Source organism: Barrientosiimonas endolithica (genome assembly GCF_030296655.1).
Lineage (GTDB): Bacteria > Actinomycetota > Actinomycetes > Actinomycetales > Dermatophilaceae > Barrientosiimonas > Barrientosiimonas humi.
In genome coordinates, this window is sequence record NZ_AP027735.1 from 755669 (window position 1) to 779256 (window position 23588).

At 70.4% G+C, this 23588-nt stretch carries 20 protein-coding genes, 1 tRNA gene, 1 pseudogene and 1 other annotated feature; of the genes and pseudogenes, 10 read left to right on the forward strand and 12 right to left on the reverse strand.

Annotated features, from left to right (window positions below; all coding sequences use genetic code 11):
* The first annotated feature begins 3 nt into the window (after positions 1-3).
* Positions 4-768, forward strand: coding sequence for a metallophosphoesterase family protein (locus QUE40_RS03920; RefSeq protein WP_289232380.1), 765 nt, complete (start codon positions 4-6; stop codon positions 766-768).
* Positions 769-818: 50 nt separating this feature from the next.
* Positions 819-1409, forward strand: coding sequence for a M48 metallopeptidase family protein (locus QUE40_RS03925; RefSeq protein ID WP_289232381.1), 591 nt, complete (start codon positions 819-821; stop codon positions 1407-1409).
* A 263-nt stretch (positions 1410-1672) separates the two neighbouring features.
* Here the strand turns inward: QUE40_RS03925 and QUE40_RS03930 are convergent, their stop codons facing one another.
* Positions 1673-2227: an NUDIX hydrolase gene (locus QUE40_RS03930; RefSeq protein WP_289232382.1), complete on the reverse strand. Its 555-nt coding sequence runs from the start codon at positions 2225-2227 to the stop codon at positions 1673-1675.
* Positions 2208-3911, reverse strand: coding sequence for a zinc-dependent metalloprotease (locus tag QUE40_RS03935; protein WP_289232383.1), 1704 nt, complete (start codon positions 3909-3911; stop codon positions 2208-2210). The genes QUE40_RS03930 and QUE40_RS03935 overlap by 20 nt, the downstream gene beginning before the upstream one ends.
* A 332-nt stretch (positions 3912-4243) precedes the next feature.
* Between QUE40_RS03935 and QUE40_RS03940 the strand changes: the two genes are divergently transcribed.
* Positions 4244-4666 (forward strand): molybdenum cofactor biosynthesis protein MoaE, encoded by a 423-nt coding sequence (locus QUE40_RS03940; protein ID WP_142007380.1) that lies wholly within the window; start codon positions 4244-4246, stop codon positions 4664-4666.
* On the forward strand, positions 4663-5784 hold the full coding sequence (locus QUE40_RS03945; protein ID WP_289232384.1) for a YlbL family protein: 1122 nt from the start codon (positions 4663-4665) through the stop codon (positions 5782-5784). The genes QUE40_RS03940 and QUE40_RS03945 overlap by 4 nt, the downstream gene beginning before the upstream one ends.
* Before the next feature lie 10 nt (positions 5785-5794).
* On the opposite strand, the gene QUE40_RS03950 is transcribed toward QUE40_RS03945, so the two are convergent.
* Positions 5795-6298, reverse strand: a complete 504-nt coding sequence (locus QUE40_RS03950) for a PPA1309 family protein (protein ID WP_289233005.1) — start codon at positions 6296-6298, stop codon at positions 5795-5797.
* A gap of 218 nt (positions 6299-6516) precedes the next feature.
* Between QUE40_RS03950 and QUE40_RS03955 the strand changes: the two genes are divergently transcribed.
* The 5 genes from QUE40_RS03955 to QUE40_RS03975 all read left to right on the forward strand — a co-directional run bounded on the left by QUE40_RS03955 (position 6517) and on the right by QUE40_RS03975 (position 13527).
* Positions 6517-9480 carry a UPF0182 family membrane protein gene (locus tag QUE40_RS03955; RefSeq protein WP_289232385.1) on the forward strand — a complete coding sequence of 988 codons (2964 nt, stop codon included), beginning with the start codon at positions 6517-6519 and terminating at the stop codon, positions 9478-9480.
* A gap of 239 nt (positions 9481-9719) precedes the next feature.
* A tRNA-Met gene (locus QUE40_RS03960) sits at positions 9720-9793 on the forward strand.
* 184 nt (positions 9794-9977) lie between these two features.
* Positions 9978-11201: an adenine-specific methyltransferase EcoRI family protein gene (locus tag QUE40_RS03965; RefSeq protein ID WP_289232386.1), complete on the forward strand. Its 1224-nt coding sequence runs from the start codon at positions 9978-9980 to the stop codon at positions 11199-11201.
* Positions 11198-12367: an HNH endonuclease family protein gene (locus QUE40_RS03970; RefSeq protein ID WP_289232387.1), complete on the forward strand. Its 1170-nt coding sequence runs from the start codon at positions 11198-11200 to the stop codon at positions 12365-12367. The genes QUE40_RS03965 and QUE40_RS03970 overlap by 4 nt, the downstream gene beginning before the upstream one ends.
* 29 nt (positions 12368-12396) lie before the next feature.
* Complete coding sequence (locus tag QUE40_RS03975) at positions 12397-13527, forward strand: three-Cys-motif partner protein TcmP (protein ID WP_289232388.1); 1131 nt, start codon at positions 12397-12399, stop codon at positions 13525-13527.
* Here QUE40_RS03975 and QUE40_RS03980 read toward each other — a convergent pair whose 3' ends face one another.
* Complete coding sequence (locus QUE40_RS03980; protein ID WP_289232389.1) at positions 13528-14286, reverse strand: DUF5131 family protein; 759 nt, start codon at positions 14284-14286, stop codon at positions 13528-13530.
* 134 nt (positions 14287-14420) lie between these two features.
* Between QUE40_RS03980 and QUE40_RS03985 the strand changes: the two genes are divergently transcribed.
* Positions 14421-15664, forward strand: a protein-coding gene (locus QUE40_RS03985; protein WP_289232390.1) for an IS3 family transposase whose coding sequence is annotated in 2 segments (ribosomal slippage) — positions 14421-14709 and positions 14709-15664 — 1245 coding nt in all. Because the reading frame shifts where the segments join, the coding sequence is not laid out codon by codon here.
* Positions 14708-14836 (forward strand) — a sequence feature (AL1L pseudoknot). Its footprint overlaps the gene before it by 129 nt.
* 163 nt (positions 15665-15827) lie before the next feature.
* Here QUE40_RS03985 and QUE40_RS03990 read toward each other — a convergent pair.
* The 8 genes and pseudogenes from QUE40_RS03990 to QUE40_RS04020 all read right to left on the reverse strand — a co-directional run bounded on the left by QUE40_RS03990 (position 15828) and on the right by QUE40_RS04020 (position 23548).
* On the reverse strand, positions 15828-16238 hold the full coding sequence (locus QUE40_RS03990) for a PIN domain-containing protein (protein ID WP_289232391.1): 411 nt from the start codon (positions 16236-16238) through the stop codon (positions 15828-15830).
* The gene (locus tag QUE40_RS03995; protein WP_289232392.1) at positions 16235-16465 is read right to left on the reverse strand and encodes a CopG family transcriptional regulator; all 231 of its coding nucleotides are present in this window, start codon (positions 16463-16465) and stop codon (positions 16235-16237) included. The genes QUE40_RS03990 and QUE40_RS03995 overlap by 4 nt, the downstream gene beginning before the upstream one ends.
* Positions 16466-16507: 42 nt before the next feature.
* A complete protein-coding gene (locus QUE40_RS04000) occupies positions 16508-16807 on the reverse strand; it encodes a TetR/AcrR family transcriptional regulator (RefSeq protein ID WP_289232393.1) in 300 nt (99 codons plus the stop codon).
* A gap of 158 nt (positions 16808-16965) precedes the next feature.
* A pseudogene (locus tag QUE40_RS18865) lies at positions 16966-17097 on the reverse strand (helix-turn-helix domain-containing protein); the annotation flags it as partial.
* Positions 17094-17828 carry an ABC transporter permease gene (locus QUE40_RS04005; protein WP_289232394.1) on the reverse strand — a complete coding sequence of 245 codons (735 nt, stop codon included), beginning with the start codon at positions 17826-17828 and terminating at the stop codon, positions 17094-17096. The gene QUE40_RS04005 and the pseudogene QUE40_RS18865, both read right to left, overlap by 4 nt.
* Positions 17825-18568 (reverse strand): ABC transporter ATP-binding protein, encoded by a 744-nt coding sequence (locus QUE40_RS04010; RefSeq protein WP_289232395.1) that lies wholly within the window; start codon positions 18566-18568, stop codon positions 17825-17827. The genes QUE40_RS04005 and QUE40_RS04010 overlap by 4 nt, the downstream gene beginning before the upstream one ends.
* Before the next feature lie 160 nt (positions 18569-18728).
* Complete coding sequence (locus tag QUE40_RS04015; RefSeq protein WP_289232396.1) at positions 18729-21494, reverse strand: ATP-binding cassette domain-containing protein; 2766 nt, start codon at positions 21492-21494, stop codon at positions 18729-18731.
* 101 nt (positions 21495-21595) lie between these two features.
* The gene (locus tag QUE40_RS04020; protein WP_289232397.1) at positions 21596-23548 is read right to left on the reverse strand and encodes an FHA domain-containing protein; all 1953 of its coding nucleotides are present in this window, start codon (positions 23546-23548) and stop codon (positions 21596-21598) included.
* Positions 23549-23588 lie beyond the last annotated feature (40 nt).

A 23588-nucleotide genomic window follows, 5' to 3' on the forward strand; every position in this document is an offset into this window, starting at 1 on the left:
CTCGTGACGACCGTCGCCGTGCTGTCCGACATCCACGGGGTGCGGCCCGCGCTCGAGGCAGTGCTGGCCGAGCCCGACGTCGTCGCGGCCGATCGCGTCGTGCTGACCGGCGACATCGTCTCCGGACCCCAGCCCGCGCAGGTGATGGAACGGCTGCTCGGCCTGGGGGACAGGGCCGTCTGGGTGCGCGGCAACGCCGACCGCGAGGTCGTCGAGACGGTCGACGGAAAGCACAGCCAACATGCCGAAACCGTCTGGGCTGCAAGGAGTCTGAGCGACAAGCACGTGGCGGTGCTGCGTGGGCTCCCGCATCCGCTGACGCTGCCGGTCGGCGGCTTCGGCGAGGTGATGTTCTGCCACGGGAGCCCGCGTGACGACGACGAGGTCGTCCTGGTCGACACCCGGGTGAGCCGGTGGCGGGAGGTGCTCGCGGACGTACCCGACGACGTGCGCACCCTCGTCTGCGGGCATACGCACATGCCGTTCCAGCGCCTCGTGGAGGGGCGGCTGGTGGTGAACCCGGGCAGCGTGGGGATGCCGTACGGCCGCGCCGGAGCGCACTGGGCCCTGCTCGACGGGCGCGCACCGGGTGGCGTGGTGCAGCTGCGCGTGAGCTCGTACGACATCCCCGCCGCGGTCGAGGAGGTCGCCGGGTGCGGCATGCCCGGTGCGCGCGAGTGGGCCGAGGAGTTCCTGACCGCCGCGAACAGCGACGTGGACGCGCTGACTGCCTTCGGGCCGCGCGACGGCAGGGCGGCTCACGGCTGACGCCCGCTCGACGGTGGGTGCTTGTCGGTGGGGCTGCCTACGGTGTCCGTATGAACCAGCAGCTGCCGTTCGAGAGCGGGAGCCCGGCGCCGGCCGAGCCGGAGTTCGAGGTCGAGATCCGGCGCAGTGCCCGGCGCAAGCGCTCGGTGAGCGCTCGCCTCGAGGGCGGCCGGATCATCGTGATGGTGCCCGACCGGCTCTCGGCGCGCGAGGAGCAGCGCTATGTCGACGACATGGTGGCCAAGATCACGGCGCGCACCCGGCGGTCGAGGTTCTCCGACGCCGACCTGGCGCGCCGGGCCGAGCAGCTGTCGCGGACGTACCTCGCGGGTGCGGCCCGTCCCGCCGGGGTGCGCTGGGTGACCAACCAGAACTCCCGCTGGGGCTCGTGCACCCCAGCGACCCGGCAGATCCGGCTGTCGCACCGTCTGCAGGGGATGCCGCAGGAGGTCGTCGACTACGTGCTGCTGCACGAGCTCGCCCACCTGCTGGTGCCGCGCCACGGCCCGCGGTTCTGGGCGCTGCTCGAGGGCTACCCGCACCTGGAGCGAGCCAAGGGGTTCCTCGAGGGCGTCGCGCACGCCGAGCACCGACCCGAGCCGTTCGCGGACGACGTGGAGGGCGTCGACGAGGCGGACTGATTCGCGGGCCGGGCGCCGGGTCCGCGTCCTAAGCCCCGATATCGGCCCTTGTTGCAGAGTTTCGTGGCCGCGAGGTGTCGTAGCGGCCGATATCGGCCCTTGTTGCAGAGTTTCGGGGCCGCGAGGTGTCGCAAGCGCCGATATCGGGGGTTGTTGCGGGGTTTTGGGCGGCGAGGTGTCGTAGCCGCCGATATCGGGGGTTGTTGCGGGGTTCTGGGGCGGCGGGGTGTCGCAAGCGCCGATATCGGGGGTTGGTGCAGGGGTTACGGCGCCGGGCGGGTGGCGGCGCGGGCAGCCGCGACCAGGTGCGGCAGGTCGGGGTCGGAGGCCTCGGGCAGCGCGTCGACGGGCCACCACGCCAGGTCGTCGGACTCCTCGGAGATCTGCTCCTCGGCACCGGCTGGCGCCCAGGCGGCATAACGCACGTCGAGGTGCTCGGTGCAGCGGGTGAAGCCCGACCCCAGCTCGTGAGCGTGCAGCTCGATCGGCTGCTGCGAGACCACGATGCCGGGGATGCCCGACTCCTCGGTGGCCTCGCGCAGCGCGGCGTCGCGCAGCGAGGCGTCCTCGGGCTCGAGGTGGCCGCCGAGCTGCAGCCACAGCCCGACCTTGGGGTGCAGCGTCAGCAGCACCCGGCGCTCGTCGTGGTCGAGCAGCATCACGCCGGCGGTCAGGTGACAGGTCGGCCCGTCTCGCCACGCGCCGCCCGGCTCCTGGGCGAGATGCTCCAGATAGCGCAGCTGCAGCGACTGCTGCCGCTCGTCGGGCGCGGCCCAGGCGGCCAGCGCCGCGTGCGCGTCAGCACGCAGCGCCAGCATCCCGGGCGGTACGTCCGCGGCCGCCCCGCTCACCGGTCGCCAGCGCCGGGGGAGTCGCCACCGCGGGGGTCGTCACCGTCGGAGTCGTCACCGCGGGAGTCGTCGCCCGGCGCGTCATCACCGGGAGAGTCGTCACCGGGGAGTCCTCGTCCGCGGAGTCCGCCGTCCCTCCCGACGAGCCGTCCTCGCTGAAGTCACCGGTCGACTCGGTCGCCGGGTTCGCCCGGAAACCGATGCCCTGCGACCCTCGCCGGTCGGCGTCGAGCTCGGCCTGCCCCTGCGTCAGCAGCGCGTCCAGCGCCTCGTCGACCTCGTCGCGGGCCGGCTCCTGCGGCAGCTCGCCGGTGCGCCGCGCGACGTAGCCGAGCGGGTCGTCGAGGTCTGCCACGCCCGGTGCCGAGTCGGGGTGGCTCCACGCCTCGTCGCGGCCCTCGGGCCCGGCCGCGTCCTCGAGCGCGGCCCACACGGTGGCGGCCTCGCGCAGCCGGCGTGGGCGCAGCTCGAGCCCGACCAACGACGCGAAGAGACGCTCGGCGGGGCCGCCGGCAGCCCGGCGACGGCGTACGGCCTCGGACAGCTGGGCCACGTGCGGCAGGTGCGGCTCGCACGCCTTCTGGGACACGGTGTCGACCCAGCCCTCGACCAGGGCGAGCAGCCGCTCCAGCTGGACCAGCGCCCGCTGCTGGGCCTCGCTCGGCTCGGGCGTGAACAACGAACCCTGCAGCGCCTTCTGCAGCTCCTCGGGGTCGGACATGTTGGCCTCGCCGATGGCCCGCTCGATGCGCTCGGTGTCGATGCTGATGTCGCCGGCGTAGGACTGCACCGCGGCCAGCAGCGCCGGGGCGAGCCACCCGACCTGCGCGAACAGCCGGGCCCGGGCGGCCTCGCGCACCGCCAGGTAGAGGTGCACCTCGCCGGTGTCGACCCCGAGGCCGTCGGCGAACGCGGGCACGTTGGCCGGCAGGATCACCACGGCGTTGTCCTTGATCAGCGGCAGCCCGACCTCGGTGCCGGTGACCAGCTCGCCGGCGAGCGCCCCGACCGCCTGGCCCACCTGCATGCCGAACATGGCCGAGCTCATCCGCGCCATCATCGGCTCCAGCTGGCCCATCATCGAGCTCAGGTCGACGCCCGGGGGCAGACCCAGCTCGGGCGGCAGGCCCTCGCTGCCGAGCTCGCGCATCTGCTGCTGCATCGCGCGCTGGATCGCCGCGCCGACGCCGCTCGCGACCGGCTCGACCAGCTGCTTCCAGACCGGCATCGTCTGCTCGATCCACTCCGCGCGCGACCAGGCCTGCCCGCGCGAGGCGGGAGCAGTGAAGTCGGTGACGGCGTCGAGCCACAGGTTCGCGACCTGCACGACCTGCTCGACGTCCTTGGTGGTGGCCTCGCCGACGCTGGCGTCGCCGCCGGCGGCCACGGCCTTGCGGGCGACGTCGGTGGCGAGCGAGATGTTGATCGGCCCGTCGGTGGAGCCGCTCATCATGGCCTGCATCTGGGCCTGGACCATCTGCAGCATCGCGGGGTCGACCTGCTCCAGGCCCATCGAGCGCAGCGCCTCGGCGAGCTGGGGGTTGTCGGCCGCGCCGTCGCCGAGCAGCGCGCGCAGCATCTCCTCGAGCTGCTCCTGGCCCTCGTCGTCGTCACCCGGTCCGCTGGGCTGCAGGTGCGGTGTGTCGGGCACGCGTGGCTCCTTCGAACGAAGTCGTGCGGCGGTCGCCGCAGCAGGACGGAACTCCTGCCCAGATAACCACGTCACCCGGGGGCGGAGTTCCGCAGCCCGGGAAGGTTCGCGGTCGGCGTAACCGGGAATGTCCGTACGCCGGGGGCCGGCTGGCCCAGCACCGTGCGGTCGGGCAGGATGCCAGGGCGCCCACGGGCAACGTGCAGGTTGATCGGCGAGGATGTCCGCGCCCCGTCGCCCCGGGCGTGGCGGGCCGGGCGCGTGAGCGCGAACGAGGGGTGCGACGGGTGTCGCGACGAACGTGAGGGAAGTGCGTGACCGAGCAGGAATCGATGGACCCGAGGGTGCGTCTGGCGCAGGTGCGCGACGAGCCGTTGTCGGTGGACGAGGTCCTCGGGGCCGTGCGTGACCCCGACGCCGGCGGCGTCGGTCTGTTCGTCGGCGTCGTCCGCCGCCACGACCACACCAAGGGGGTCGAGGCCCTCGACTACTCCGCGCACCCGACCGCCGAGGCCGTGCTCGCGCGCACGGCCGAGCAGGTCCTGCGCGACGACGTCACCGCCGTCGCGGTGACCCACCGCACCGGGCACCTCGAGGTGGGCGACCTGGCCGTGGTGGTGGCCGTCAGCGCCCCGCACCGCGGGCCGGCGCTGGAGGTCTGCCGCGAGCTCATCGACACCCTCAAGACCACCGTCCCGATCTGGAAGCACCAGCAGTTCGACGACGGGTCCGACGAGTGGGTGGGTCTGCCGTGAGCACCCCGGCCCCGCCGCCGGCCGGCGCCCCCGCCCCGGCCCCCGCCGCCCCCGGACCGCTGCGCCGGTCGGGGAGGGCGCTGTCGACGCGCTCGGTCGTGCTGCTGTGCGCGGTGCTGCTGATGCTCGTCGTGTTCGCGATCGGTCAGCTCATCCGGATGCCGTACGTCATCTTCAGCCCGGGGCCGGCCCAGGACACCCTGGGGAGCTCCGACGGCAAGCCGGTCGTCCAGATCGACGGGACGCGGACGTACCCCACCGACGGCAGCCTCGACTTCACCACCGTCTCGCTGTACGGCGGTCCGGACCACCCGGTGAGCTTCTGGCGGTGGGTGCGGGCCAAGTTCGACGAGAACAGCGTCATCCAGCCCGAGGAGGACGTCTTCGGCGACAAGACCGGGCAGGAGATCCAGCAGGAGTCGGCCGCGGAGATGACCGGGTCGCAGCAGGCGGCCGAGGTGGTCGGGGTGCGGGCGACCGGCGCGAAGGTCGGCGAGCAGGTCTACATCGGGAGCATCGGCGAGGGGTCGCCGGCGACGGGCAAGCTGCGCGCCGGTGACCGGCTGCTGCAGATCAACGGCACGGACACCCCGACCCTGGCGTCGGTGCACGCGGTGATGGACAAGGTCACCGCCGGGCAGCCGGTGCGGGTCACGTTCAGCCGCGACGGCAAGCAGTCGACCGTCTCGGTCGGCACCACCCGGGGCGAGGACGGCCGCGCGCTGATGGGCATCGTGCTCGCGCCGCGCTACACCTTCCCCTACACGGTCAAGGTCAACGCCGGCGACGTCGGCGGGCCGTCGGCGGGGCTGATGTTCAGCCTCGCGATCTACGACAAGCTCACGCCGGGCGCGCTCACCGGCGGCAAGGAGTTCGCCGGCACCGGCACCATCGACGTCGACGGCAGCGTCGGCCCGATCGGCGGCATCCAGCAGAAGATGGTGGGCGCTCGCGACAGCGGCGTCGACTACTTCCTGGCCCCGGCCGCCAACTGCGGCGAGGTGCGCGGCAACGTGCCCGACGGGCTGTCGGTCTACAAGGTCTCCACCTTCGACGACGCGCGCTCGGTCGTGCAGAAGGTCGCCGCGGGCCAGACCAGCGGCCTGCCCACCTGCTGAGCCGCGGCGGTCAGCCGAACGTGGCGCGCAGCGCCTCGAGGAGCCCGGGCGCGATGTCCTCGCCGATCGCGACCTTGTCGTCGGAGTCGTACGCCCGCTGCCGCAGCAGGCACACGCCCTCGCCGTCGCGCAGCACGGCGACCAGCAGACGTACGTCCTGGCGGGCCGGGTGCGCGGCCAGCGCCTGCGTCGCGGCCTCGGGGTCGTCGGGCAGGTCGCGCTCGGCCTCGGGCGGCACGACGATGCGCTCGATCGCCAGGGCCGCGCCGTCGACCTCGTCCGGCCAGGCCAGCCGGCCGAGCATCTCCTCGATGCTGCTGGTCGGCGGCATGCCCTCCTGCTCGATCGTGCTGAACGCGTCGGGGTCGACGCCGGCCAGCTGCGGCGCCAGGCTCGGTTCGCGCGCAGCGATGTCGCCGTTGCGGGCGATCGCGAACAGCCGCGGCGGCTGGTCCCAGCCGGCGCGCGCGACGTGCTGCTCGGTGTCGACGGCGCAGCTCAGCAGCGGGCTCATCGGCGGGTTGGGCTGATCCTCGGGAGAGCTCACCCGCACATCCTGCCCCAGGGTTCACGGGTTAGGTTATGGGCTCACACCCACCGGCGATCGGACAGCCCGTGAGCACCTCTGACGACGACGTCCCTGGCGCGGACGAGCCCCGCGGTCGGCGATTCGGTCGCCCCCGGATCCCTCGGCTCGGTGGCCTGCCCAGACGTTCGCCCCTCGCGACGACCGTGGCCGTCCTCCTGGTCGTCATCGTGGTCGCGATGCTGTGGTCGCGGGTCTGGACCGAGAAGCTGTGGTTCGACAGCGTCGGCTACTCCCTGGTCTGGCGCAACCAGCTGATCGTCAAGTCCGTGATGTTCCTGGCCGGCGGGCTGGTCACCGCGGTGCTGGTCGGGATCAGCCTGCGCCTGGCGTACCGCCACCGCCCGATCTACGCCCCGGTCACCGTCGAGCAGGACAACCTCGACCGTTACCGCGAGGCCATCGACCCCTTCCGCCGGGTCGCCTTCTGGGCGCTGCCCGCGATGCTCGGTCTGTTCGCCGGGCTCGCGGCGCAGGCGCAGTGGCAGCTGCCGCTCATGTGGATCAACCGCGAGCCGTTCGGCGTCAACGACCCCGAGTTCAACAAGGACATCGGGTTCTACGTCTTCACCCTGCCCTGGCTGCGCTTCCTGGTCAGCTTCGGGACGATGGTGCTGGTGCTGTCGCTGCTCGCGGCGCTCGTCACGCACTACGTCTACGGCGGCATCAACCTGCAAGGTGGCGGACCGCGCACCACGCCGGCCGCCCGCATCCACCTGTCGCTGCTGCTGGCCGGCCTGGTGCTGCTGCGCGCCGTGTCCTACTGGCTCGACCGCTACAGCCTCACCACCAACGACAACCGGCGCTGGCACGGCATCGGCTACACCGACCAGAACGCCGTGCTGCCGACCAAGGCGATCCTCGCGATCGCGGCGCTGCTGTGCGCGGTGCTGTTCGTCTCGACCATCTGGACGCGCACCTGGCGACTGCCGATCCTCGGCGTCTCGCTGCTGGTCGTGTGCGCCGTGCTCGTCGGCGGCATCTACCCCGCGCTCGTGCAGCGCTTCCGCGTCGGCCCGTCGGAGCAGACGCTCGAGGCGCCGTTCATCCAGCGCAACATCCAGGCCACCCGCGCTGCGTACGGGCTCACGAACACCCAGACACAGGCGTACGAACCACGCACGGACGCCTCTCCGGGCCAGCTGCGCCAGGACGCAGACACGGTGCCCGGCATCCGCATCGTCGACCCGGCGATCGTCTCGCCGACCTTCCGCCAGATGCAGGGCCGGGTGAACTACTACCAGTTCCCCGACACGCTCGACGTCGACCGCTACGACATCGGCGGCGAGAAGGTCGACACCGTCATCGCGGTGCGCGAGCTGGACCTGGAAGGCGTGCCCGCGGGGCAGCGCAACTGGGTCAACGACCACGCGGTCTACACCCACGGGTTCGGCGTCGTCGCGGCGTACGGCAACCGGCGCACCAGCGACGGCGAGCCGCAGCTGTTCGAGCGCAACATCCCGCCGGTCGGCGAGCTCGGCGACTACGAGCCGCGCATCTACTTCGGGGAGTCCTCGCCGAACTACTCGATCGTCGGCGGCGAGCCGGGGTCCAACCGGGAGCTGGACTACCCCGACAGCGCGACCGGCGGCGAACGGCGGACGACCTATCAGGGCAACGGCGGGGTCGGCATCGGCTCGTTCACCCGGCAGCTGGCGTACGCCATCAAGTACCGGCAGTACAACATCCTGCTGTCCGACGTGGTGAACCCGCGCTCGCGCATCCTCGACTACCGCGAGCCGCGCGAGCGGGTCGAGCGGGTGGCGCCGTGGCTGACCCTCGACGGCAACACCTATCCGGTCGTGGTCAACGGCCGGGTGAAGTGGGTCGTCGACGGCTACACGACCAGCGCGCAGTACCCGTACTCGCAGCTGTCGTCGCTGGGGGAGACCACCTCCGACTCGCTCACCAGCCGCTCGCAGAGCGTGCAGAGCATCCAGGGCGGGCGGGTCAACTACATCCGCAACTCGGTCAAGGCCACGGTCGACGCCTACGACGGCTCGATCGACCTGTACGCCTGGGACGAGAAGGACCCGATCCTGAAGGCATGGCGCAAGTCGTTCGGCGGCACGGTCAAGCCGATGTCGCAGATCAACGGTGCGCTGATGAGTCACCTGCGCTACCCCGAGGACGTGTTCAAGGTGCAGCGCGAGCTGCTCGCCCGCTATCACGTCACCGACCCGGCAGCGTTCTACCAGGGCAACGACTTCTGGCAGGTGCCGAACGACCCGACGCAGGGCGGGCAGACGCCGACCCCGCCGTACTACCTGTCGATCGCGATGCCCGACCAGAGCTCGCCGTCGTTCTCGCTGACGAGCACGTTCATCCCGACCGGGAGCCGGCAGAACCTCACCGGGTTCATGGCGGTCGACGCCGACGCGGGCGACCAGACCGGGCAACGAAGGCCGGGCTACGGCACGATCCGGATCCTGGAGATGCCCCGCGACTCCACGATCCGCGGACCGGGCCAGTTCCAGAACGAGATCCAGTCCTCGGGTCAGAGCACGACCGACCAGACGCTGGGCACGACGAACCTGTCGCAGTACCTCAACCTGGCCCGGCAGCAGGGCTCGCGCATCACGATGGGCAACCTGCTGACGCTGCCGGTGGGTGGCGGCCTGCTCTACGTCGAGCCGGTCTACGTGCAGGCGTCGGGCAACACGTCCTACCCGCTGCAACGGCTCGTGGTCACCTCGTTCGGCAACCGGCTGGCGTGGGCCTCGACGCTCGACGGCGCGCTGGACCAGCTGTTCGGCGGGAACTCGGGGGCGACGGCCGGCGACGCCGGCACGCCGAACAACCCGGGTACGTCGCCCTCGCCCAGTCCGTCCCCGTCGCCGTCGCCGAGCCCGAGTCCGAGCCCGTCGTCCCCGGGCACCAGTCCGCCGACCGGCACGCCGTCCCCGACCGGGTCGCCCGACCCGAACGCGGCGCGCGACGTGCAGCGCTACTACAACGAGGGGCAGGCGGCGCTGAAGCGCGGCGACTGGGAGGCCTACGGCGAGGCGCAGCGCAAGCTCGGCGAGGCGATCCGGCGACTGGCCGGCTCGGCGCCGACCGGCGGTTCGGTGACGGTGACCCCGCCGCCGACCGCCACGCCGTCGGGCTGAGCGGCCCCAACGCTGGTCGAGTAGGCCCGCGAGGGACGAGCGGGCCGTATCGAGACCCGCTCCCGCCCCCACGCCCGTGACTGTGCACGACACGCGGTAAGCCCGCGAGCGCGTACCGCGTGTCCTGCACAGTCACGAGCGGCCCGGCGCCGAGATCGCTGTGCTGGCACGGGATCTCGGCGGGCGGCATCCTCGATTTGGTGCTGCCGTCACGCTGTCGTAAGGTAGAGCCATACCGACGCGGGGTGGAGCAGCTCGGTAGCTCGCCGGGCTCATAACCCGGAGGTCGCAGGTTCAAATCCTGCCCCCGCTACGAGAAGGGCCCCTGGCCAGCGGAATCGCTGGCCAGGGGGACTTCGCCTTTCGTCCACGGTCTCCCGGCTACGGGTCTAGCGTCCGGCCTCGACTTCCGAACACTGTCAGTGCTCGCCGATAGGATGACCTCGAGGCGCGCCCCGATCCCGGCGGTGCAGCACAGCCGGGGAGGAAGGGCGGGCATGGCGACGGTCGAGTACAAGAACAGCCATCTCAGCGCTGCCCGCTCAGCGAAGAACGACGAGTTCTACACGCAGTGGGCGGACATCGAGCGTGAGATGAACGCGTACCTTGAGTACGACCCGGATGTGTTCCGCGACAAGGTGGTCCTGCTGCCGTGCGACGACCCCGAGTGGTCGAACTTCGCGAAGTTCTTCGCGTTGCACTTCATGGACTACGGTCTCAAGAAGCTTGTCTCCACCTCCTACGCGCCCGACAGCAATCCGGCCGAGCTCGACTACCAGCCGACCCTGTTCGAGATGAACGACCCGCAGTTCGACGAGATCAAGACCCGCACCAACGGCAAGAAGTTCGTGCTCGAGCCGAAGGACATCAACGACGACGGCGTCGTCAACATCGAGGACCTGAAGTGGGAGTACCTCGACGGCGACGGTGACTTCCGCAGCGCGGAGGTCACAGCGCTGCGCGACGAGGCCGACATTGTCATCACCAATCCGCCGTTCAGCCTGTTCCGGACCTTCGTCGCGTGGCTCATAGAGGGCGACAAGCAGTTCTCGGTCGTGGGCAGCAGCAACGCGGTCACGACCAAGGACTTCTTCGCGCTGATCAAGGCGAATCGGCTCTGGAAGGGGGCCACGGCCAACAACACGGACATGGTGTTCGGTGTCCCCAAAGGGTTCCCGGTCAAGGAGTCCGACCGGCTGAAGGCTGAGCGACTCGGGTACCCCTCAACCGACGCATACGACTTCACCCGGTTGGGAAATGCATGCTGGTTCACGAACATGGACCACGGGCGCCGTCACGAGCCTCTGCAGCTGATGACGATGGAGGACAACCTCAGATTCAGCAAGCACAAGGAGATTAAGAGCGTCGGGTACAGGGAGTACGACAACTTCGATGCCATCGACGTCGCCTTCACCGACGCAATCCCCGGCGACTACGACGGCGTGATGGGCGTGCCGATCTCGTTCCTCGACAGGTACAACCCCGACCAGTTCGAGATCATCAGCCTCACCCAGACGTGGTCGGACGTGTCGACCAAGACGTACCCGGCACAGATACTCGTGAGCCCCGACGGACGGCGGAAGACGGTGGGGGCCCTCAACAGCGGGCCGGCGTTCAAGGTCGCTGAGCCCCCTGTCGGAAGCAGCTACTACGACATCAACGGAGAGTTCTACACGTCTGCGTACAAGCGGGTCCTCATCCGGCGGAAGGACACCTCGTGAAGACCAATCTCAAGGAGTACGCAGTCGAGGATGTCATCAACGGTTTCGTCTACAACGAGCTGGAGGGCAAGGGCCTCTACGGTCTCGCCGGCAAGCTCGTCATCCAGCCCGAGTACCAGCGCCACTACATATACGGTGACGGCAAGAAGGACGTCGCTGTGATCGAGTCCCTCTTGAAGGGCTACCCGCTCGGCCTCATCTATTTCAACGTTGACGACGAGAACGACCAGCTCGAGGTGCTCGACGGCCAGCAGCGCATCACGAGCATCGGACGGTTCATGACCGGCAAGTTCGCGATCAAGGTGGCCGGCAAAGAACAGACGTTCTCGTCGCTTCCACTTGAGGACCAGAAGCTCCTGCGGGAGAGCCCGCTGCTTGTCTACGAGTGCGAGGGCCCCGAGTCCGAGATAAAGGAATGGTTCGAGACCATTAACATCGCTGGCGTCCCGCTCAACAAGCAGGAGCTGCTCAACTCGATCTACTCCGGACCGTTCGTCACTGCAGCGAAGGCCGAGTACAGCAACTCCAACAACGCGAACATGCAGAAGTGGTCGTCCTACGTGAAGGGTGATCCCAAGCGACAGGAGGTCCTTGCCGTCGCGCTGGATTGGGTCGCCTCCTCCCAGGGCAAGACGATCGACTCCTACCTTGCGCAGCATCGCCACGATGCTGGGATCGCCGAGCTGAAGACTTATTTCACCTCGGTCATCGACTGGGTCAGCGGCGTCTTCATCCGGCCACCAGACAAGGAGATGCGAGGCATCGAGTGGGGCCGCTTGTACGAGGAGTATCACTCGAAGGCCTACGACGCCGCGAAGATCGACGCCAGGGTCGACGAGCTGCGCAGTGACCTGGTCGTTAAGAACAAGGGCGTCTACGAGTATGTCCTTGGGGGAGAGAAGGAGCCCCAACTTCTCGAGGTCAGATTGTTCGACGAGAAGTCCAAGAGCGTTGCCTATACGCAGCAGACCAAGAAGGCGAAGGCCGACGGTGTGTCCAACTGCCCGCTGTGTGCTATCGGTGACGACAACAACAAGGCGCGGATCTACCAGCAGAAGGAGATGGACGCCGACCACGTGACTGCCTGGTCCAAGGGTGGTTCGACAGATCTCTCGAATCTCACGATGCTGTGCGAGACGCACAACCGCGCCAAGGGCAACAAATAGCCCCCACTACGGAATGTCAGGAGTTGATCGTGCCGAAAGGTGACAGCCTGCCGACCGTGTGGGAACGGCCTCCGCACACCAAGGCCAAGCACGACATCCTCACGCGCTACCTCGGTGCGTGGTTCGGCATCTTCGGGCGCAGCAGATACCACCAGCGTGTCAACGTGCTTGACGGCTTCGCCGGACCCGGCCGCTACGACGACAACGAGCCCGGCTCGCCGGTTCTGACGCTCAATACGCTCCTGGAGCACAGGTCCTTCGCGGACTTTGGCGACACGACGTTCAACTTTATCTTCAACGAGTGGAACGGCCAAAGGTTCGCGTCCCTGCAGAGGGTCCTCGCCGACGTCAAAGCAAGCCGCGTACCGTGGCCGAAGAACGTCCAAGTCATGGAGCGCGACCTGAACTTCCAGGAGCTGGCACGCGAGCTGCTGGGCTCTATCCCCGCGGGCAAGCAGTTGGCTCCGACATTCGCGTTCATCGACCCGTTTGGCTACCGCGACGTCCCGCTGGCTCTGATCCGCGACCTGGTCGACCATCCGTCGTGCGAGCTGTTCATCTACTTTGACTTCAACAGCGTCAACCGGTTCGCGAACGCTGGCAACGTCGATCCGCACTTCACGGCGCTGTTCGGGTGCGACGAGTACAAGAATGCTCCGGCATCCGACGCCGGCCGTGGGCAGTTCATCCACGACCTGTACGAAAGGCAGCTGCGCCGTGAGTGCGAATTCGCCCACATCTGCAGCTTCGAGATGATCACGAAGAACGGTCACACCGGCAGCTACCTCTTCTTCTGCACGCGGGACGACCAGGCCTACGACAAGATGAAGGAGGCGATGTGGAAGCTCGCTCCCGGCGGGGGCTACAGGTTCGACGACCGGCTCGCGGGCGCGCCCGTGCTCTTCGAGGACGAGGCCAACACCGGACCCCTGCAGGACGAACTCGCGCAGCACTTCGCCGGTCAGACGGTGAAGTTCGAGGACGTCTGTCAGTACGTCATCACGGAGACGCCGTTCCACAGCGGGCAGGTCAAGAAACTGACTCTCAAACCGATGCAAGAGGCTGGACGCATCTCGTCACCGAACCAGAGGCGGAAGAACACCTTCCCCAAGGGTACGCTCATCGAGTTCCCGAGCGTGACCGCCTGGCGACGGTCGTGATCAGAGCGCCGCGGCCAACTCTGGCATGTCGTCCCAGGTGCGCCCGTCGAGCTCGCGGCCGTTGGCCTTCGGCGTCCGTCCGCCCCACTGCTTGAAGAAGAACGCCACTCCTGCCTCGACGCACTGGTCTCGGATGTCCTCGACCCAGGCCGGGTCCATGGGGCGCGCGCGTGTCCCGGACTCGCCGCCGGCGATAACCCAATCGATGCCCTCTAGATCCAGTTCGGGCAGTGCCGTGATGAGCGGCTCGCAGGACAGGAACCGTGTCGCCGCAGGGACAACCCGGAGGTGGTCGACCCGGTCGACGACGTCGAGCGACTCCACCGAGACGCCCATCCACAGGTTGTCGGGCCAGTCGAGCCTGTCGGCGACCCTCGCCATTCGGTGGGCGCGCTTGGTGAGCACCTGGTAGGTGTGCTGCGGGGTGTGGCGGATGACGTCGAAGATGTCTCGGATGAAGTCCAGAGGGACTTTGGCATGGAAGAGGTCGCTCATCGAGTTGACGAAGACGACCTTCGGGGTCCGCCACCGGTAGGGCTGGTCGAGCGAGCGCGGGTGGATCGTGACCCCGAAGCCGGGCCCGGACGTCCTGGGGTCGCCGTCGTTCTGGTACTTCTCCGCGCCCATTGCCTTAAGGCGCTTTGAGAGGGCGAGGGCGTAGCAGTTGTCGCAGCCAGCCGCGACTCGGTCGCAGCCGGTAACGGGGTTCCATGTGACCTCCGTCCACTCGATCGCGCTGATCGTGGCCAACAGGATCACCCCTTCTCGTCCCCTGGGAGCGTATCGGCCGACGGGTGGACCGCACGTCAGAACCGCCGCACGCCTTACTGGCCTCCTCGGTCACTGAACCGCCCCGGGATGTCTGGAGACTTCATTAGTTGGAGGATGAAGTCATGGCACGTCCCAGCAAGTACCCCCGGGAGTTGCGAGAGCGCGCTGTCCGGGCGGTAGCCCAGGCGATGGCGCAGGGTGAGTACCCGAGCGAGTTTGAGGCGATCCGAACGATCGCCAGGAAGCTTGGCATCGGGTCGCCCGAGACGCTGCGCAAGTGGATCAGGCAGGCCGAGGTGGACGGCGGCACGCGTCCAGGGAAGACGACCCAGGAGCTGGCCGAGATCCGGGAGTTGAAGAAGGAGGTCGCCGAGCTTCGGCGGGCGAACGAGATCCTCAAGACCTCCTCGGCTTTCTTCGCGGCGGAGCTCGACCGCCAGTCAAGGTTCTGATCGACTACATCGACGAACACCGCGAGGAATTCGGGGTCGAGCCGATCTGCCGGGTGCTCAGCGAGCACGGCGCCAAGATCGCCCCGTCTACCTACTACGAGGCCCGTAGCCGCAAGCCGTCGAAGCGCGCCCTGCGCGATGCCGACGTCAGTGAGCTGATCCGCGCAGCGCGCGAGCAGCGGTTCGTGGCGAGGTTCGGTGCGCGCAAGATGTGGCTCTACTTACGCCGGCAAGGGCACGAGGTGGCCCGATGCACCGTGGAGCGGCTGATGACAGCGAACGGCTGGCAGGGCGCGCTGAGGGGCAAACGAGTGCGGACCACGATCCCCGACCCGAGGGATGCCCGGGCCGCTGACCTGGTCGACCGGGACTTCACCGCGACCGCACCGAACCAGCTCTGGGTCGCCGACTTCACCTACGTCGCGACCTGGTCGGGCACGGTCTACGTCGCGTTCGTCTTCGATGTCTTCTCACGGATGATCGTGGGCTGGCGGGCGGCTACCAGCATGACCACCGAACTCGTGCTCGACACTCTTGAGCACGCGACGTGGTCACGCCGACAGCAGGGGATCGAGGACCTGACCGGCCTGGTGCACCACAACGACGCCGGCAGCCAGTACACCTCGTTCGCGTTCACCACGCGCCTGCTCGAGGCCGACGTGGACGCATCGGTGGGTTCGGTGGGCGACGCCTACGACAACGCCCTAGCCGAGTCCCAGATCGGGATTTACAAGACCGAACTGGTCCGGCCCGAAGGACCCTGGCGCGACGTCGAGCACGTCGAGATCGAGACCCTGCACTGGGTTCACTGGTTCAACCACGAGCGGACCCACGAATCGGTCGACGATCTCACACCGATCGAGGTCGAGGCCGCGCACTACGCTGCAAGAAACCGTCTCGTCCCGACCGGGTAGAGACACAACCAGAAGCCTCCGGAAACTCCGGGGCGGTTCACACATACGTACCGATTCCCCTCGCGGATCATGCCACTCAGCACAGACACGGAACCGGTCTCAGCCCTGCGCTCGTCGGCGCCCTTTCGTTTGCCGGAAACTCGAGAACGGGGTCGGCTCCCCGTCAGATCCCCTCCACCTGCACGGGGTGGTCGGCGAGCAGCAGGTCGAGGTCGTCGGGGTCGGAGGTGAGGACCACAGTGGGCTGGGCGAGGCCCGTGGCTGTCGCCGCGACGAGAGCATCCACAATGAGGTCACGGGACTTGCACCGACCCCGCGCGGCCTGGCTGCGGAGCTCCCCGGCTCGGAATCCGATGTAGGCGTCGACGTCGACCACGCGCAGCGCCTTCGTGACCCGGCGGACCTGCGCGTCCCGAGGCGAGCCATCGGTGACCTCGGCCAGGGTGGCGGCGGAGGCGTACATGATCGAGTCGGTGCGACGGGCGACCTCCGCCCAGGCGTACATGCGCCGATCGCCCCGAGCGAGGGCCGAGAGCGCCTCGGCGTCGAGCAGGATCGACCGCGGGCCGATCACTGGGCGAGCCGCTCCATGATCGCCGCAACCTCGGCCTCGTCGACCGGGCCGTGCTCGTCGTCCATCTGGGCGAGGATGTCGTCCAGGGCGTCCCGCTCCAGCTGCCGCGCGACGGCTCCCGAGACGTACGCCGAGAACCCGCGTGCCCCGACGCGGGACCGCACGCCTGCTGAGGTCTCGGCGGGCATGGTGACGGAGTGCTTCTCGACCCCGGTGGAGGCGCTCATGGCGGAATCATACTCCAAGTAGGATAAAAGCGAGTGATCCGCTCAGTCGGGCAGCGGGCCGGTGAGGAGGCGGTCGACGTTGGGGCCGAGCGCCGCGACCATCTCGTCGATCGACAGGCGGGCGAGCGGCTCCAGGCGGATGACCTGGCGCAGCAGGATGACCCCTGCGATCTGGGTGAAGGCCAGCGGGAGCCGGCGGTCGGCGTCACCGAAGGCCTGCTCGACGCGGTCGTGCAGCTCGGGCAGCACGAGGCCCTGGAGCATGTCGCGCACCAGCGACTCGTCCCCCGCGATGGCCGACCGGAACGACGCCTCGAGCCCGGCGGCGCCGGGGAGGACCACACGGTGAGCACGGCCCGCAGCACGCCGCTGCCCAGCTGCTCGTCGGGCACGTCGGCGACGGCGGCGAGCACGTCGGCCGGGTCGTGGGGCAGGGCGATCGCGGCGACGAACAGGCCGCGCTTGTTGTCGAAGTAGTGGCTGATCAGTGCGACGTCGACCCCGGCCTCGGTCGCGATCGCGCGCAGCGAGGTCTGCTGAAAACCCTTCTGGGCGAACAGTTCTCGGGCGGCGGTGAGGATCCGCTCGCGCGCGTCGGACGCGCCGGGCGGTCGCCCTCCCCGCGGGCTCATCGGGTCTTTCGCGGCATCGACACGGCAGCCAGGGTAAGGGCGACGAGGGCGAACCCGGCGAGCACCAGCGCGTCACGGACGGCGTCGGCGGACGGGTCGGTCTGCGAGCCGACCGCGCGCAGGCCCTCGACGGCGTACGACAGCGGCAGCACGTTCGCGGCCCACTGCAGCAGCTGCGGCATCGCCTCGCGGGCGACCAGGAGCCCGCACAGGAACAGCTGCGGCACGATGACCAGCGGCATGAACTGCACCGCCTGGAACTCGGTGCGCGCGAAGGCCGACGCCAGCAGTCCCATCGCGACGCCCACGGCGGCAGACGCCGCCGCGACGATCAGCAGCCACCCCACCGGCCCGCGGGTCTGGACCCCGAGCAGCCACCGGCAGACGGCCCACAGCACCGTCGCCTGCAGGATCGCCATCAGCGTGAACGCGACGGCATAGCCGAGCAGCAGGTCGGCCCGGTGCATGGGGGTGGTGAGCAGCCGCTCGAGCGTGCCCGACGTACGCTCGCGCAGCATCGCCACGCTCGTCACCAGGAACATGACGACCATGGGCAGGATGCCGAGCATGGTGACGGCCAGCCGGTCGAAGATCGGGGCGCCGTCGTAGACCCACCACAGCAGCGACAGCAGCAGCGCGGGCACGACGAGGATCAGCGCGACGGTGCGGTGGTCGGCTCGCAGCTGGTCAAGCACGCGGCGGGTGGTGGCCAGGGTGATGCGCGGGTTCATGCCGGTTCTCCTTCGGCCTCGCGGGTGTCCTGCTCGCGGATGATGCGCAGGAACGCCTCGTCGGGGGTGCTTGCGCCGGTGCGGCGCAGCAGCTCGGCGGGGGTCAGCTGGGCCACGAGCCGTCCCTCGCGCATGAGCAGGAGGCTGTCGCAGCGCGACGCCTCGTCCATCACGTGGCTCGAGACGAGCAGCGTGACGCCGCGGTCGGCGAGGCTGCGGAAGTACGTCCACAAGGACTCGCGGGTGACCGGGTCCAGTCCTACGGTCGGCTCGTCGAGCACCAGCAGCTGCGGGTCCCCGACGAGGGCGCAGGCCAGCGAGGCGCGGCTGGCCTGCCCGCCGGACAGCCGCTCGACGCGCTGGTCGGCCTGGTCGGTGAGCCCCACGGCGTGGACGGCCGCGGCGACGTCGCGCGCGCCCGCGCCCTGCAGCGCGGCGAAGTAGCGCACGTTCTGCGCCACCGTGAGGTCGCGGTAGACGCTCACCGCCTGGGTGACGTAGCCGACCTGGTCTCGCAGCGCGGATGAGCCCGGCGGCTGCCCGAGCACGCGCGCCCGGCCCGACTCGATGCGCTGCACCCCGACGAGGGAGCGCAGCAGGGTGGTCTTGCCGCAGCCGGACGGACCCAGCAGGCCGACCACGGAGCCGGACCCGACCGCGAACGACAGGCCGTGCAGCACGCGCCGCCCGCCCCGGCGTACGACCAGCCCCGCCACTTCAACAGCCGTTGAACTCAACATGTGTTGAATATGCGCCCGCCGCGGACCCCCTGTCAAGGAGGGGCGGCCCAGATAGTCGAGGTGAGGCCCAGTTATTAAGGGGGCCGCCCCTCCGACAAGGGGCCGCCCCTCCCTGGTGGGAGGGGCGGCCGGAGTCGTGCGTACGCCGGTGCGGGCTCGGTCAGTCGTCCTCGCGGTTGATCCGCCACAGCGTGCAGGCGGCCATGACCAGCCCGATCAGGGCGAGCATGCCGAGCGCCAGCAGGAACATCGACGGGGTGTGCTGCCACAGCGGGTCGTCGGCGTCGCCGAAGATCTTGTTCTGGCCGGGGTTGTCGGGGTCGGGCCGGGTGAAGATCTCCCGGATGTTGACCACGGCGGCCGAGCCGGCGTACCCCCAGCGCGACGGGGTGATCCACGACAGCTGCTCCAGCACCGGCCGGCCGGTGACCGGGAACAGGCCGCCGCACAGCACCAGCTGCGCCATGACCGACACCACGAGCAACGGCATGACCTGCTCGGACGTCTTCACGAACGAGCTCATCAGCAGGCCCAGCGACACGGCGCTGAACGCGGTGAACCAGCAGACGATGATCAGCTCCAGCGTCGGCGAGCCGAGCAGGATCGCGTCGGCGGGCTTGTTCTTGACCAGCAGCACGAGGCTGACCAGCAGCGCGCTCTGGATGAGCGTGAGCAGCCCGAAGATGACCAGCTTGCCCCACAGATAGGCCTGCGAGGAGAGCCCGACGGCCTTCTCGCGCAAGAAGATCGCGCGTTCGCTGACCAGCTCGCGCACGCTCGCGGCGGTGCCCATGAAGATCGCTCCGACGATCAGCACCACGAGGATCTGCAGCGGCTCGCTCGCGATGACCGTCGGCTGGCCGTTCGCGTCGGTGGCCGGCTGCGGGCCGAGGCCGAAGCTGCCCGGCACCACCATCGTGATGACCGCGAGCACGACCGGCATCAGCAGCATGAACGCGGCGTAGCCCTTGTCGGCGAGGATCACCTTCAGATGTCGACGAGCGAGGGTCGACAGCTGCGAGGGGATCGACTGCTGGCGCGGCGGCTTCTCGGGCGGTCCGGTGTGCGGGCGCGGGGCACGCAGCGGCGCCGACACCTGCTCCTCCATCAGCGGCGAGTCGCGGAAGCGCAGCTTGACGCCCTCGGGGTCGCGAGCGACAGCGGTGAACACGTCGGCGTGGTCGCTGGCGCCGAAGAAGCGCAGCAACCCGTCCGGCGGGCCGAAGTAGGCGACCTTGCCGCCCGGCGCGAGCAGCAGCACCTTGTCGCAGACGCCCAGGTTGGCGACCGAGTGGGTGATGACCACGACCGTACGTCCGCCGTCGGCCAGGTCGCGCAGCGTGCGCATGACCTGCTTGTCCAGCCCCGGGTCCAGGCCCGAGGTCGGCTCGTCGAGGAACAGCAGCGACGGCCGGGTCAGCAGCTCGAGCGCGACCGAGGTGCGCTTGCGCTGACCGCCGGAGAGCTTGTCGACGCGGGTCTCGGCGTGGGCGGTGAGGTCGAGCTCGGCCATCACCTCGTCGACCCGCTGGTCACGCAGGTGCGCGTCGAGGTCGTCGGGGAAGCGCAGCTCGGCGGCGTAGCGCAGCGCCTGCTTGACGGTCAGCTGGCGGTGCACCACGTCGTCCTGCGGCACGACGCCGATGCGGTGGCGCAGGTCCTGGTAGTTCTCGTAGAGGTCTCGTCCGTCGTAGTAGACCTCGCCCTCGGTCGCCTGCTGCGAACCGGTGAGCGCCTTGAGCAGCGTCGACTTGCCGGCGCCGGACGGGCCGATCACCGCCAGCAGGCTGGAGCCGTCGAGCGCGAACGACACGTCGTCGAGCAGCACCTTGCCGTTGCCGAGCTTGAACGTGAGGTGGTTGGCGACGAAGTTGACGTCGCCCTCGTCGACACTGGCGACGAGCTGACCGTGGCGCACGGTGAAGCGTGAGTGGCCCACCGCGAGCAGGCCGCCCTCGCCGAGGAAGGCGTGGTCGACCTTCTGCCCGTTGACGTAGGTGCCGTTGCGGCTGTCGAGGTCCTGCACGTCGAACCCGCCGGGGCGCGGGGTGAGGCGCACGTGCTGCCGCGAGGCGAGCAGGTCGTCGACGACGATCTGGTTCTCCAGGCCGCGGCCGATCGTGAGCACCTGACCGCCCGCGGTGCCGGTGGTCGCGGTGGGCATGACCTGCGGCACCTGGCCGGTGACCGTGGCGTGGCCGCCGCCCTGGTCGGCCGAGATCGGACCGCTCGGCAGCGTCCAGCGCTCGAAGACCACGCCCGCGTGCTGGCCCGGCGCGTCGGGCACGGTCGCCGCGGGGCGGTGCTGCGGCAGCGGCTGGCTGACCCGCGACGACGCGGCCTGCTGCGGAGCGGCCTTCGGCGCGGCTGTCTGCGGTGCCTGGGCCGGCTGCGCGGGGGTGGGCCGGGCAGGAGCAGCTGCCCCCGGGCGTACGTCGGTGGGGTCGGCGACCGCGGGTGCGGGGCGACCTGCCCGGCCGGGGAGCGGACCGCTCGGGTGCCCGTTGCCCGGGCGCGCACCGCCCGGCTGCGCGCCGCCCGGCTGCGCGCCGCCCTGTCGCGGAGTGCCCTGCTGCGGACGCGGCGCCGACCCGCCCGGCATCACCTGCGCCCGGACCTGCGGGCCGTCGGCGGCACCCAGCCGCAGCGAACCGCCCTGGCCGATCGGCGCCGGTGACTGCGGGGCGATGCGCCGGGCACCGACGTACGTGCCGTTGCTGCTGCCGAGGTCGACGACCACCCAGGCGCCGCCCTCGTGGCGCACCTCGGCGTGCCGCCGGGAGACGCGCGAGTCGACGACCGTGAGGTCGCACCCGCGGTCACGACCGATGACGAACCGTTGACCCGGGCTGACCGTGCTGGCGCGACCGTCGAAGACCAGTCGCAGGCTCGTGGGCTCGGCCGGTCCGTTCGTCGGCTGGGTCATAGGCGTACTCCGTGACGGTCGTCGGTGCATACGGGCGCGGCACGAGGTGGCCCCCTCGCCCGTCAGGGTAGCCGTGCAGCGTCCCGGAGTCGCTGTGCCTGTCAGATGCTGACGAGCCAGCCGTCGCGGACCTCGAACGTCGAGGCGCCGATGCCGATGCGGTCGCCCTCGTGCAGGTGCGTGCGCTCGATGCGTCGACCGTTGACGAAGGTGCCGTTGCGGCTGCCGAGGTCCTCGATGACCAGGCCCTCGTCGTCGACCGTGATGCGCACGTGCTGGCGCGAGACCAGCATGTCGTCGAGCACGATCGAGTTGGTGCGGCCGCGGCCGATAGTCAGCGCCTCGTCGGCCGGCTCCTCGCCCGTCGGGGGCTCGCTGACCGCCGGGGTCACCTGGGTCGGCAGCTCCTCGGCCTCCTCGCCGGGGGCCGCCCCGCCGGGAGTCCCTGCCCCCTCCGGCTGCTGGGGCTCGGGCTGCTGCGGCTCGGGACGGTTCCAGTCCTGCTGCGCGGGCGCGGCGGCCGGGGCGTCCTGCCGCTGACCCCACTCGGGCGCGGCCTCGCGGGCCACCGGCTGCTGGGCCGCCGGCTCGGACGGCTGCTGACCCCACGCGGGAGGCGCGGACTCCTCGCGCTGGGGCGGGGCGTACGAGCTCGGCTGGTCGGTCTGCTGACCCCAGGCCGGCGCCGACTCGCGGGCCTCGGGCTGCTGCGCCGCCCGCTGCTCGGGTGCCTGCTGGCCCCACGGCGGGGCGTCGGCCTGCGGGCGCGACTCCGGCTCGCGGACCTGCGGCTCCTGCCGGGCCGGCTGCTCGGGCGCCTGCTGACCCCACGCCGGGGGAGCGGACTCCTCGCGCTGGGGCGGGGCGTACGAGCTCGGCTGGTCGGCCTGCTGACCCCAGGCGGGAGCCTCGGGCTGCTGCGCCGGCTGCTCGGGCGCCTGCTGACCCCACGCCGGGGGAGCGGACTCCTCGCGCTGGGGCGGGGCGTACGAGCTCGGCTGGTCGGCCTGCTGACCCCAGGCCGGAGCCTCGGGAGCCGCGGACTGGGCCGGCTCCTGCGCGGCCGGCGCCTCGTCCTGGTTCCAGGAGTGGGCGGGCGGGGCCTCCTGCTGCGGGGCGCTCGCGGCGGGCGGCGCCTGCGCACCCCACGACGGCGCTGCGTCCTCGCGACGGGCCTCGGGCGCGGCGAAACCCTCGTCCTGCCGGGCATCGAAGGCCTCGCCCTGGCTCTCGCCGTACGTCTGCGCGGGCCGGCCGCCACCGCCGGACTCCTCGCGGGGAGCGTCGACCTGCTGCGGCGACTCGGACTGCCACCCGACCTCGGACGGCGTGGCGCCGCGGCCCGGGGCCTCCTCGGCGACGTCGGCGCGCTCGTCCTGCCGGCCCTGCCAGCCGACGGGGGAGCCGGGCTGACCCGGCGCCTCGGCCGGGGCCGCCTGCTCGCGCGGCGGCGCGTAGGACTCGGCGGTCGAGGCCGACGGGCCCGCCCACGCGTTGCGACCCTGCGCGGGCTCGGAGCCCTGCTGGTCGAAGCCCTGCTGGCCGAAGCCCTGCTGGTCGGAACCCTGCTGCTCGGCCCCCTGCTGCTCGAAGCCCTGCGGCGCCGCCGGCTGCCCGGGCGCCTGCTGCCCCCACGACGGAGCGCCCTGCGACGGAGCGTCCTGCGACGGAGCGTCCTGCGAGGGGGCGCCGTAGGCGGCGCCCGACCCGCCCTGCTGGGCGGGCGACTGCTGCGCGGGAGACTGCTCGCCGGCGGAGCCGCCACGACCCCGGGCCGACGGGCCCTGCCACGCGCTCACCCCGCCACGGCCCTGGCGCGGACCACGCACGATGGCGGCGGCGCCGTCGGACTGGCCCTGGGCGTACGACGACTGCCCCTGCGACTCCTGCACCACCTGCTCGTGGTCGTAGACCTGCGTCGGCGAGCCCTGCGGCTGGCCGGGCGCGCCGTAGGGCTGCGTGGTGTAGGGCGGCTGGGCGGCGTACGGGTCCTGGCCCCCGGACTGGTGGGGACCGCCCTGGGGTCGGCCCTGCTCATCGTGCGGCTGCGACATCTGCTCTCCAAGCCTCGGCGAGGTCACGCGGGTCGTGCTC